The sequence below is a fragment of the Clostridioides mangenotii TR genome (assembly GCF_000498755.1).
Taxonomy (GTDB): Bacteria; Bacillota; Clostridia; order Peptostreptococcales; family Peptostreptococcaceae; genus Metaclostridioides; species Metaclostridioides mangenotii_A.
Genome location: NZ_AXUS01000009.1, coordinates 95059 through 108109, shown reverse-complemented (window position 1 = coordinate 108109; position 13051 = coordinate 95059). Strand labels below are relative to the sequence as shown.

Below are 13051 nucleotides of genomic sequence, written 5' to 3'. Positions count from 1 at the left end.
AAATAAAATATATTATTAGAATATCATTAAATAATATATATGACCCTTAATTAGGAGGGGTTAAGTATGGCAAAGAGCAATGATAAGAGTTTAAAAGCTGATAACAGAGTATTTTATACTTCGCTGATTGTTATAATACCTATATGTTTGTGGGCGATATTATCTAGTGAAAGTTTTACTAATGCTGTAAATTCAGCATTTAATTTCTTCACGAGTAGATTTTCATGGTTGTATTTACTGTCTATGTTAATTTTTGTTGGTTTTGCTTTATGGCTTGCATTTAGTAAATTTGGAAATATTAAACTTGGGGCAAATGATTCAAAACCAGATTATAAGACCAGCTCTTGGTTTGCTTTATTGTTTGGATCGGGAATGGGAATAGGATTAGTGTTTTGGGGAGCTGCGGAGCCAATCTCACACTTTCTATATCCAAAAGCAGGCATTGATCCGACAAGTGCAGAGGCAGCAGCATTTGCTATGAAATCTTCGTTTTTACATTGGGGAATTCATCCATGGGCTGCATATAGTATAATTGGATTATCGCTAGCATATTTTCAGTTTAGAAAGGGTAAATCAGGTCTAATAAGTAATCTATTTGAGCCATTAATAGGGGACAAAGTGCACGGACTACTTGGAGTAGTAATAGATACTCTAGCTGTATTTGCAACTGTAGCCGGAATAGCAACATCTTTAGGACTTGGTACACTTCAAATTAACAGTGGTCTTAGTTATATTTTCAATATAGAAAATACAATTAGATCACAGCTTATAATAATAGCAATAACAACGGTAATATTTATATGGACGGCAGTATCTGGAATAGATAAAGGTATGAAAATTTTATCTGATATAAATTTAGCGACTGCTGCTATAGTAACAGTAGTAGTACTTTTAATCGGACCAACTATACAAATTATAAACGGATTTGTAGGTGGTCTAGGAGGATATCTGCAAAATATTTTTGCTGACAGTATGAATATTAGTGCTTATGGAGACAACACTTGGGCAGGTAAGTGGACAATATTTTATTGGGCGTGGTGGATTGCATGGGCGCCATTTGTAGGGACTTTTATAGCAAGAATATCAAAAGGAAGAACTATAAGAGAGTTTGTTTTTGGTGTAATGATAGCACCAGCTATAGCTTCATTTATATTTTTCTCAGTATTTGGAACACTTGGAATAGATCTATTTATGAAAGGAACGGTAACCGGGCCTCAATTGGCTGACATGACTAAGGACGTATCTATAACACTTTTCTCGGTATTATCTCACTATAGTTTAGGCACAATAATATCATTAGTTGCTATATTTTTACTGTTAACATTCTTCGTAACATCTGCAAATTCAGCGACATTTGTGCTAGGGATGTTTACATCAAATGGGGACTTAAATCCATCAAATAAGAGAAAAATAATCCTAGGAGTAACTCAATCTCTTTTAGCGATAAGTTTACTTTTAACTGGAGGATTAGAGGCACTACAGACAGCATCTCTTTTAGCAGCATTTCCGTTTATTTTTATAATGTTTTTCGCATGTATATCTCTATTTAAGTCACTTAAAGACGAAGACCTTAATGCAGTAAACGAGCAGATTTTAAAAGAGAAAGCTTTAAAACATTAAAGAAGCGTAATTTAATGAAGTGCAATTTAAAAGTATAATTGAAAATAAAATTGTAGAGGTTGAATTATTAAAGATTGATTAATATCTTTAGTATCTTTATGGAAAGACTGTCTATAAAATTGGGCAGTCTTTTTATTTATAAAGAATTAAAAGCAAGTTAAATTTACAGATATATAAGGCAGAATCTTTACTATATATACAGACACATATATTTATAAAAGTTAAATCTATTTTTATATGGATGTATAAAGCAAGGCCTATATAAGATTTCATAAAAAGGAATACTTCATAAATAAGGATATTTTACAAAAAATAGTGAGCATCTAGAGATGCCCACCATAAAAAACATAATTATTTTTATAAGTTTCTATTATCTTTTAACACAACATCATGTGCTCCACCTTCAACTATACTAGTAGAAGACACAAGAGTTAATTTAGCATTTTTTTGTAACTCTGGTATTGTAAGAGCGCCACAGTTACACATTGTAGATCTAACTTTGCTAAGAGTCATCATTACGTTGTCCTTTAAAGGCCCTGCATAAGGAACATATGAGTCAACGCCCTCTTCAAATGAAAGTTTCTTGTCTCCGCCAAGGTCGTATCTTTGCCAGTTTCTAGCACGAGCAGAACCTTCACCCCAGTATTCTTTCATGTAGCTTCCGTTTATATTAACTTTGTTAGTTGGACTCTCATCAAATCTAGAGAAGTATCTTCCAAGCATTACAAAGTCAGAACCCATAGCAAGCGCTAAAGTTATATGGTGATCATAAACAATACCTCCATCAGAACAAATAGGAATATAAACACCAGTTTTTTCAAAGTATTCATCCCTAGCTTCAACTACTTCTATAATAGAACTTGCTTGTCCTCTTCCGATACCTTTTTGTTCACGAGTTATACATATAGAACCCCCGCCGATTCCAACTTTTATAAAGTCAGCACCAGCCTCAGCAAGGTATAAGAAAGCTTCTTTATCAACTACATTCCCAGCACCTACTTTTACAGTATCGCCGTATTTTTCACGTATATAGTCTATAGTTATTTTTTGCCATTCACTGAAACCTTCAGAAGAGTCTATACAAAGTACATCTGCACCAGCTTCAACAAGGGCAGGTACACGCTCTTCAAAGTCTCTAGTATTTATACCAGCACCAACGACATATCTTTTAGATGAGTCTAAAAGCTCAAGAGGATTTTCTTTATTTGTTTCGTAGTCTTTTCTAAATACAATGTACATAAGTCTTCCTTTGTCATCTACTACAGGAAGAGAGTTAAGCTTGTTATCCCATATTATATTATTAGCTTCTTTTAAAGTTATATCTTTATTTGCGTATATTAAAGATGAAAATGGAGTCATAAACTCAGAAACTTTTACATCTCTGCTCATACGGCTTACTCTATAATCACGGCTAGTCACGATACCTACTAATTTACCATTTGAAGTACCATCATCAGTTATAGGCATAGTAGAATGTCCGCTGATTCTTTTTAACTCTAAAACATCTTCAAGAGTATGATCAGGAGTTAGGTTTGAATCGCTAACTACGAAGCCTGCTTTATGTGATTTAACTCTAGCGACCATAGCTGATTGGTTTTCAATTGTTTGAGAACCGTATATAAAAGATATTCCACCTTCTTTTGCTAAAGCTATAGCCATCTTATCATCAGATACAGATTGCATAACAGCAGAAGTTAGGGGAATATTCATAGTAAGCGAAGGCTCTTCACCTTTTTTAAATTTAACGATAGGTGTTTTTAAACTTACATTATCAGGCGTACATTTAATGGAAGAGTAACCGGGAACTAGTAAGTACTCACTAAATGTATGTGATGGTGTAGAAAAATAAAATGCCATTTTAATATCAACTCCTTATATATTTTTTATTTTATTAATTTCTAATTATAACTTGACTATAATTGTTAGTATTTATTATAACTTATTATGATAAATTTTTATATGCTTCAACAAGCTTTTTTTTATAAAATTCGTTTTTTTACTTATTATTTTCAAAAAATTAGTAAAATAGTAGATTTTATATAAAGTAAGAAGGCATATTAACAGACATTTAATAAAAAAAAATATAATTCGTTAGTAATTTATCAGTATATTATAATATTATTTCGAATTTATTGAGAAATAAGACATACTTAAATTATATCCTATATATAAATAAATATAATTAATTCAAGCTATAAATTGTTTGTACTAATAAATACCCTAATTATAGCTGAATAAATAAAATTTACTTACATTATTATAAAACTACAAATATTAACATATATAAACAAATTTAATTGATTTATAAACCATGTTATAATAATATGTATATATGGAATTTTTGAATTAATAAAAGTATTAATAGATATATGATATTAGGAGGACAGTATGAAAGCCTTAGAGGAAAAAATTTTAAAAGAGGGTAGTGTGTCGGGAAATGACATATTGAAGGTAGATCGTTTTTTAAACCATCAAATAGATGTAGCATTTTTAAATGAAATAGGAAAAGAATTTAAAGAGAGATTTAAAGATGTAAAAGTGGATAAAATATTTACAATAGAAGCTTCGGGAATAGCTATTGCATCTATTGTCGCACAGTACTTCAATAATGTACCTGTAGTTTTTGCAAAAAAAGTAGAATCGAAAAACTTAGACAAAGATGTATATGAAACACAAGTGTATTCTTTTACAAAAGCAAAGAATTACTCAGTAAAAACTTCTAAAAAGTACCTAAATGAAGAAGAAAACATATTAATACTCGATGATTTTCTTGCGAATGGTAGAGCCGCACTTGGGCTTATGGATATAGTAAACCAGGCTCAGGCTAACATAGCGGGAATAGGAATAGTTATAGAAAAGGGATTCCAAGAAGGTGGACAAGTACTTAGAGACAGAGGAGTTAAACTTGAATCATTAGTTGTTGTAGAATCAATATCTAATGGAAAAGTTACTTTTAGATAGTTATAAATTGAATTAAGCTAGAATTAAATTAAATAACTTGGAGGGATAAAATGAGATTTTTTATAGACACAGCAAATGTCGACGAGATTAAAGAGGCTAACAGCTTAGGAGTTGTGTGTGGAGTAACTACGAATCCATCATTAATTGCGAAAGAAGGAAGAGATTTTGTACAAGTAGTAAAGGAAATTGCTGACATAGTAGATGGACCTATAAGTGCAGAGGTAATAAGTTTAGACCACGAGGGTATGATAGCAGAGGCCGACAAGCTATCTAAAATACACAAAAATATAGTAATTAAGTTGCCGATGACAGCTGAAGGTTTGAAAGCCACAAAGGCTTTATCTCAAAAAAATATAAAGACAAATGTAACTCTTATATTTTCAGCAGCTCAAGCGCTATTAGCAGCTAGAGCTGGGGCAACTTATGTAAGTCCATTTGTAGGAAGACTTGACGATATAGGACAGAACGGTATGGGATTAATAGAAGAGATAGTTGACATATTTGATGTGAATGCTATAGAAACAGAAGTAATAGTAGCTAGTGTGAGACATCCAATTCATGTAGTAGAGGCCGCTAGACTTGGAGCAGACATTGCGACAGTTCCATACAAAGTTATAAATCAAATGATTAAGCACCCACTTACAGATAAAGGTATAGAAAACTTTATTAAGGACTGGGAAGGCGCTTCATTACAATTATAATATTAATAAGACACTAAAACTTTAGCTAATTTTGTTTTAGTGTCTTTTATTAAGGTGAAGCCAAAAATTTGTGGTTAATAATATAGTAAGGAGATTAGTTATGTATAAGTTACAAAATGGATCTGATATAAGAGGAATAGCTTATCCAAACGATGAAAGGGAAGTAAACTTAACTAAAGATGTTGTTGAGAAAATATTTACAGCTTTTCATATTTGGTTAAAGAAAAAAACAAAGAAAGATAAAGTAAGTATTGCTATTGGTACTGATTCTAGAATAACTGGTGAAGAGTTCAGAAATATAGCTATAGATGTATTGAAAAACAAAGACTGCGACGTTTTAGATTGTAAAATGGCAACTACACCAGCAATGTTTATGACGACAATTATGGATGGATACGACTGCGATGGAGCGGTAATGATTACAGCAAGTCATCTTCCTTATTACCATAATGGATTTAAGTTTTTCACAAAAGATGGCGGTCTTGAAAATGGGAATATTAAGGAAATATTATATATAGCCTCAGAGCTTACTCAAGATAAAGAAGATAATATTTTATATAATATTAATGAAAACATTAAAGAAGGTAAAGTGACATATCCGAAACTTATTGAAGATTATTCCCAGATACTCGTTGAAAAAATAAGAGATGGGGTTATTCCAAAAGAAAATTACGAGAAACCTCTAGAGGGAATTAAAATATTAGTAGATGCGGGAAACGGTGCAGGAGGATTCTTTGTAGATCAAATACTAAAAAAACTGGGAGCTGATACAACTGGAAGCCAGTTTTTAGACCCAGATGGGATGTTCCCAAATCATATACCAAATCCAGAAAACAAAGAAGCTATGAAGAGCATATGCGATTCAGTGGTTAAAAACGAAAGTGATTTAGGTATAATATTTGATACAGATGTAGATAGAGCAGCATTAGTAGGAAAGGGCGGAAAACCTATCAATAAAAATGCTCTAATAGCTCTTATCTCAAAGATCGTATTAAATGAGCATCCAAATACTACAATTGTAACAGATTCAATAACTTCAGATGGGCTTACTAAATTTATAGGTGATATCGGCGGAATACACCATAGATTTAAGAGAGGTTACAAAAACGTAATCAACGAGGCTGTAAGATTAAACGGAGAAGGGAAAGAATGTCATATAGCTATAGAGACTTCAGGTCACGCTGCATTAAAAGAAAACTACTTCTTAGACGATGGATCTTACTTAATTGCTAAAATACTTATTGAGGTAGCAAAGCTCAGATCAAATGGTATGACTGTTGACGACTTACTTAAAGATTTGGAAGAAGCTAAAGAAGATGGAGAGTTTAGAATAAAAATTGATGTAGAAGATTTTAAACCTTATGCAGAAAATATTATAAAAGATTTAGAAGAACATATTTTAAATTTAGATGGTTGGAGCGTAGTTCCAAAAAGTTATGAAGGAATAAGAGTAAATTGTGACAAAGAAAACGGTGATGGATGGTTTTTACTTAGAATATCTCTTCATGAGCCGCTTTTAGTCTTAAATATTGAATCAAATAAGATCAGTGGAATCAATGAAATATACGCTAATCTCGAGAAATTCTTATCTAAATACAGATTGACTGGCTTATAAAAGTTTAGTAAATTCATAAAAAACTTAATTAAAATAATATTATTACATCCCTGTTACCTGAGATTACAATTTTGTAAACTCAGGTAACAGGGATGTAACTGTAAATAGAGATTTACTATGTTATTATATGGGTATAAGATAAATAAGCAATTATAACTATAATAAATAATGAAAAAGGGAGTGAATCTTATGAAAAAGTTAGTTACAGTAGTATCAGTATTATGTACAGGATTGTTAGTTGTTAGTCCATTAAAAAATGTTAGTTATGGAGCAGAGGTAACTAATAAAACGACTCCTATTGTGGTAGATTCAAGAACTAATGGAGAAGATCAAAATTTAAACAAAATAATAAAGAAAAAATCATACATAGATGGCACTAAAGTAAACCTTACAAGTGACACAAAGAACAGTGCGATAAAATTAAGTGAAGCATTAGCAAATGTAGGTAAAAAAGAAAATGTTACTGACAAAAATAAAAACTTAGACAAAGATAAGGAAGTAGTAAATAATAAACCTGAAAATGTAGTTGTAGAAAAAGAAAAAGATAAAAATGATATAGTTAATAATAATAATGGAAATAAAGATAAAGAAAAACAAGATGTAGTAAACAATGAAAACCAAAATGATAGCAAAGAAGATGATAAAGTGAAAGAGGATGTAAATAAAGAAAAACCTGTTGAAAATCTAAGTAAAGAACAATCTTTAAATTTACTTAAAAAGCATATGCCTGATGTAAGTTTTTACTATGAAGGTGATGAAAATACTTTTGAGTTTATTAAAGACAAAGGACTAAAAGGTTATGTTTTCTTGCCACAAGTTGACGGTGATTTAGCTTACTTTGTTGACAAGACTAGCTCTAGTGTTTACTTCTTCCATCCAAGTGGATATTTAGAACTTATAAGATAGTTTAGGATAATTTAAGATAGGTGCAGGAAAAATGACTTTCTATGGTAGTTTAGCCTACTATAGAAAGTCATTTTTGGTTTGTTATAAATATGGTGTGTGAAGTATTGATGGCGCAGTTTTGTTTTTTAAGAGCTTATCAAATGATTTGTGATCTGATTTATATCCGATGCCTTCACGATAGTTGTGTGAGTCGATAAATTTGTATTGCTCACATGCGTTCTTTATTTTGTTGTAGTCTTTTTCTGATTTAACTGTGTAGATTATTTTGTTTTTCATGGTTATTTTGTCTTCGTATTTTGGTTTGATGAAGTATTTGGCATCTTTGATTTTCCCTGAGTTGTATAAACCTTGAATTACAGATCCATTTTTTATGTGTTGGAGGTGGTCATCTAGTTTGTAAGTATGAGCTATGTGAGTTACACTTTTAAACTTGTTTTCAAATTCGATTGCGATGTTTTCCATGGATTCAAAGTATGAATCTCCGTTTGAATTTGTCTTTGGTAGTATAATAGTGTTTTCAGGTTTGACTCCTAAACTTTTTGTTGATGCCAAAAACTCCCTATTTCTGCATTCTATTTTATCCTCGGTTTTTAAATTTTCGTATTTTTTATACTTATCAAATACTGCTATCCCAGATCCGTTTGATACTAAAACGACATATACATTGTCTCTACCAACTTCGTTGATTGCATTGATAATAGCGCTTCCTGCCCATAAGACTTCGTCGTCTTGATGTTGACAGTAAAATACTACATGATCTTTGAATTTTTCGTTGTTTTGCTGGCTGTATATATCATAAGTAGTAAAAACTAAAAAAGTGGATAAAATAGCTGATAAAACTATATATTTAAGTGATAAATATTTTTTGAAAAAATCCATAGAATCATCTCCTAATAAATTTTATCCTGTATATATTATCGATCAAAAGTATTTAAATTATTGATAATTTTCTTGGTTAATTATTTACATTCTAACCAATAAAAATAAATTAAATTATAAAATTTTAAATTTATTAAATAAGTTGATAGATTGTATCATGTGGCTCTTTAAAATTATGTGTTTATTTGTGTTATAATTGTATCTTAGGAAAGTAATGTTAAAAAATTGTACAAATTAAAATAGATTGGGATATTGGAAAGGAATAAAGAATGGGGAAAATATTAGTATTAGCAGAAAAACCATCCGTTGGTAGAGATATAGCAAAAGTAATGGGTTGTAAAAATGAAAAAAATGGATTTATAGAGGGTCCAAAATATATTGTGACTTGGGCATTGGGACATTTGGTTACACATGCAGATCCGGAAAGTTATGATCCAAAATACAAAGTGTGGAATATGGATGATCTTCCTATGTTGCCTAAGTATTTAAAAATTGTGGTAATTAAAAAGAGCAGTAAACAGTTTAATACAGTAAAAAGCCAAATAAACAGAAATGATGTTGATGAGATAGTAATAGCAACAGATGCTGGAAGAGAAGGAGAACTTGTCGCTAGGTGGATAATCGAAAAATCTAAGTCTAGTAAACCGATAAAAAGACTTTGGATTTCGTCTAGTACAGATAAAGCTATTAAAGAGGGATTTAATAATTTGAAAGATGGGCATAAATACGATAATTTATACTACTCAGCAATAGCAAGGGCAGAAGCAGATTGGTTTGTTGGTATAAATGCAACTAGAGCTTTAACGACTAAATACAATGCTCAGCTATCTTGTGGTAGGGTTCAAACTCCGACGCTTTCTATCATTAAAATAAGAGAAGATGAAATACAAAACTTTAAATCGAAAGAGTTTTTTGGAATTGATGTAAATGTAATTAAAGGAAGTTCTGAGATAAAACTTTCTTGGCATGATAAAAATAATTCGACATCTAGTTTTGATAAAGAAAAAATAGATAAGATAATATCTAAAATTAGAGGAAAAGATATAGAGATAGTAGATGTAAGTAAAACGTATAAAAAGAAATATTCGCCAGCTTTGTACGATTTAACTGAACTTCAGAGAGATGCAAATAAGATATTTGGATTCTCAGCAAAAGAAACGCTATCTATTATGCAAAAACTATATGAACACCACAAGGTGCTTACTTATCCAAGGACTGATTCAAGGTATTTAACTGATGATATAGTAGATACATTGAAGGATAGAATAAAAGCGGTTAATGTAAGTGAATACTCTAGAGTTTGCAACAAACTTCTTAAGAATAAAATTGTAAAGAACAAAAGCTTTGTAGACAATTCTAAAGTGACAGATCACCACGCTATTATTCCTACAGAAGAGCGTGTGTTTATAAGTGATTTGAGCGATAAAGAGAGAAAGATATTTGATTTGGTAGTAAAGAGATTCTTGTCAGTTTTATCAGAGCCATATGAGTACGAACAAACGAAGATAACTGGTGAAATAGAAGGTGAAACTTTTGTAGCTACTGGAAATAAAGTTATAAAGTTAGGGTGGAAAGAAAACTACAGAGATTACGAAGATGATGATGAAGTTAGAACGATGCCAAGCATAAATAAAGGCGATGAACTTAAAAATTTAAATACTAATATGAGTAGGGGAAAAACAAATCCACCATCTTACTTAAATGAAGGTACTTTGCTTACTCATATGGAGAAAAATGGACTTGGTACAGTAGCGACGAGAGCGGATATTATTGAAAAATTATTTAATTCATTTTCAATAGAGAAAAAAGGAAAAGATATACACATAACTTCTAAAGGCAAACAGCTTTTAGATTGGTACCAGAGGATCTAAAGTCTGCCAAAATGACATCTTCTTGGGAAAAAAGGCTGCAGGATATATCGGCTGGTAAGCTAAATAAAAATGTTTTTATCGATGATATGAAAAATTACACAAAGACAATAATAAAAGATATAAAAAACAGTGATAGTAAGTTTAAACACGATAATATCACTAAAAATAAATGTCCTGAATGTGGAAAATATATGTTAGAGGTAAATGGTAAAAAGGGAAAAATGCTAATTTGCGAGGATAGAGAATGTAAAACAAGAAAACTTATCTCACAGACTACAAACTCTAGATGTCCAAATTGTCATAAGAAGTTGGAGCTAAGAGGTGAAGGTGATGGTAGGATATTTACATGTGCTTGTGGATACAGAGAGAAATTATCTTCATTCAATAAGAGAAAAAATGAAGAAAAATCAAAAGCAAGTAAAAGAGATGTAAACCAATATCTAAAAAAACAAAATAAAGATAACGAAGTGTTTAATAATCCATTTGCAGAAGCTCTTGCTAAACTTAAGAAATAGATTAAAAAAATAGATAAATATATTAACAAATAAAGATAATCGATTGATTGAGCTATCGATATACTAATTTAGTAAAGATCAGTATAGCAGCCAAACAATCGATTATTATTTTTAGCTTATTTTATAAATTTTATCGCTCCTGTATCGTGCAAATTCTTAATTATTGTAGCAGCTATTGGGAATCCAAATAGACCGACAATACCGAATAACTGAGCCCCAATAAACATGCACATTAATGTAATCAGTGGATAAAGGCCTATCTGACTCCCTACAACCTTAGGCTCAAGGACTTGTCTAACTACAGTTATTACAATGTAGATTATAAATAACCCTATGGCCATACTGCTATTTCCGTTTATTAAAGAAATTATAGCCCAAGGAATTATAATACTTCCAGTTCCTAAAATTGGTAGTATATCAACCATTGCTATTAAAATAGCTATTGGAAAAGCAGCATCTACTTTAAGTATAGTAAGTCCTATCCAAAGTTCAATAAAAGTAACTGATAATAAAATCGCATACGCTTTAATTAATTTAAATACGGCAACTATACTGCTTTTTTTAACATTTAGTATAAACTCGCGGTTTTTTTCTGAAAACTGATTTAAAACAAAATTAATGATTTTTTTGTAGTCAAATGTAAAGAAGAAAGAAGCGATTATAGTTATGATTAACTTTATCATAAAAGCAGGAGCTCTTGTAGCAGCGCTTGTAACAAAGTTAAGAGCATTTGATGAAAAAGAAGCTACTAAAGACATTATAGATTGAGATAAGTTATCCCATCCAAACAAATCTACATTTGGCGCTAGTGACTCCACTTTAGAAAAAAATGTTTCTAGATTTGGTTCTATAGAGTACTTGTATACATCCGGTAGAGTAAGTACCATTTCACTTATCTTACTGAACAGCTTTGCTCCAAAACTAGTAAGTGCAGCAATTGTAATTGCATAAAATAAAAGTAGTACTACTGTTGATGTCAATGCGGGATTAATCTTAATTTTATCTGTTAAGAAATTTATAGCTGGCCTTAATATAAAAGCAATAAAAAATCCAATTACAAATGGCATAAATAGCGGAAGGATAAATTTAAAACTTGCAAATATTAGAGCTGCTATCAAGATAAAATATGTAAACTTTATAATAAAAGCTCTTTGTTTTTCTGTACTGATCATAGAAACCTCCAAAGTCATTGTTATATTGATATATTATGTAATATTGACTAAACTTTAAAATAATATAATGCTAAAAGCTTTATATAAAATACTGATAATATTAGTAAGGCTAGTCTAAAAATAAATCTATTTCAGATAATTAACTGAGTTAATTTTAGCATTATTCTGCGTTAAGTACCAGCTAATTTATGTTAAATGATGTTTACATAATAGAGCTTGTCACTAATACGTGTATAAGTCTTGGTATTCTACCGAGAAAATTAAATAAATAACAGTTATATTATGATTAAAAAGTTTGATCCTGAGGGCTTTAAGATATATACGGACGGATATTATATTCTTTTAATAAAAATACTGATATATTTTATGAGATATTACATATATATAGATTAGGAATGTTTTTATAATAGTTCAGTCAGGTTGACTAAGAATGTTTAATTAGGGTATACTTTTATTAAGGAAAAAGAGATTACATACTATGGGCTTAGGGTGTATCTCCAAAGAATATAAAATAGTTAATATTTTAATCTGAAGCATCCGAATTGCCGTTCGGGTGTTTTAATTTTTTGATGTCATTTTTTAACTTTAAATATGTATTGATAAGCTTAGAAAGCCTATTCAATATTAAAGTTATCGCAGTAATCGTGCTGCCGATAAAAAATAATATACTCAAAAAATCTCCCATATATTATCACCTCCAATCATAATGAAGGGATAATTTTTTATATGGATTTACACCCGGTTGTTATGTAATCTCACTAATATTATATCATATAAATACTGTATGCAATTCATTCGATTGTAGTCAATT

Annotated in this window: 9 protein-coding genes and 1 pseudogene; 6 read left to right on the top strand and 4 right to left on the bottom strand. The window is 30.5% G+C overall.

Features of this window, described 5'->3' with window-relative positions; genetic code table 11:
* Positions 1-66: 66 nt before the first annotated feature.
* Positions 67-1620, top strand: a complete 1554-nt coding sequence (locus T473_RS0106290; protein WP_024621130.1) for a BCCT family transporter — start codon at positions 67-69, stop codon at positions 1618-1620.
* Between the two features lie 357 nt (positions 1621-1977).
* On the opposite strand, the gene T473_RS0106285 is transcribed toward T473_RS0106290, so the two are convergent.
* Positions 1978-3477 (bottom strand): IMP dehydrogenase, encoded by a 1500-nt coding sequence (locus T473_RS0106285; protein ID WP_024621129.1) that lies wholly within the window; start codon positions 3475-3477, stop codon positions 1978-1980.
* A gap of 531 nt (positions 3478-4008) precedes the next feature.
* On the opposite strand from T473_RS0106285, the gene T473_RS0106280 reads away from it, so the two are divergent.
* From T473_RS0106280 to T473_RS18050, 4 genes are all read left to right on the top strand, one after another.
* The gene (locus tag T473_RS0106280; RefSeq protein ID WP_024621128.1) at positions 4009-4581 is read left to right on the top strand and encodes a xanthine phosphoribosyltransferase; all 573 of its coding nucleotides are present in this window, start codon (positions 4009-4011) and stop codon (positions 4579-4581) included.
* A gap of 50 nt (positions 4582-4631) precedes the next feature.
* Positions 4632-5282, top strand: coding sequence for a fructose-6-phosphate aldolase (fsa, locus tag T473_RS0106275; RefSeq protein ID WP_024621127.1), 651 nt, complete (start codon positions 4632-4634; stop codon positions 5280-5282).
* 100 nt (positions 5283-5382) lie between these two features.
* The gene (locus T473_RS0106270; protein ID WP_024621126.1) at positions 5383-6897 is read left to right on the top strand and encodes a phosphohexomutase domain-containing protein; all 1515 of its coding nucleotides are present in this window, start codon (positions 5383-5385) and stop codon (positions 6895-6897) included.
* Between the two features lie 189 nt (positions 6898-7086).
* Positions 7087-7803, top strand: a complete 717-nt coding sequence (locus T473_RS18050; RefSeq protein ID WP_024621125.1) for a hypothetical protein — start codon at positions 7087-7089, stop codon at positions 7801-7803.
* 81 nt (positions 7804-7884) lie between these two features.
* On the opposite strand, the gene T473_RS0106260 is transcribed toward T473_RS18050, so the two are convergent.
* Positions 7885-8682, bottom strand: coding sequence for a PIG-L family deacetylase (locus T473_RS0106260; protein WP_024621124.1), 798 nt, complete (start codon positions 8680-8682; stop codon positions 7885-7887).
* Positions 8683-8951: 269 nt separating this feature from the next.
* Here T473_RS0106260 and T473_RS16380 point away from each other — a divergent pair.
* Positions 8952-11068, top strand: a pseudogene (locus tag T473_RS16380) (DNA topoisomerase III).
* A gap of 116 nt (positions 11069-11184) precedes the next feature.
* Here the strand turns inward: T473_RS16380 and ytvI are convergent.
* Together ytvI and T473_RS18455 are read right to left on the bottom strand one after the other, a co-directional pair.
* Complete coding sequence (ytvI, locus tag T473_RS0106250) at positions 11185-12240, bottom strand: sporulation integral membrane protein YtvI (RefSeq protein ID WP_029791573.1); 1056 nt, start codon at positions 12238-12240, stop codon at positions 11185-11187.
* A gap of 523 nt (positions 12241-12763) precedes the next feature.
* Positions 12764-12925 (bottom strand): hypothetical protein, encoded by a 162-nt coding sequence (locus T473_RS18455; protein ID WP_161627540.1) that lies wholly within the window; start codon positions 12923-12925, stop codon positions 12764-12766.
* Between the last annotated feature and the right edge of the window lie 126 nt (positions 12926-13051).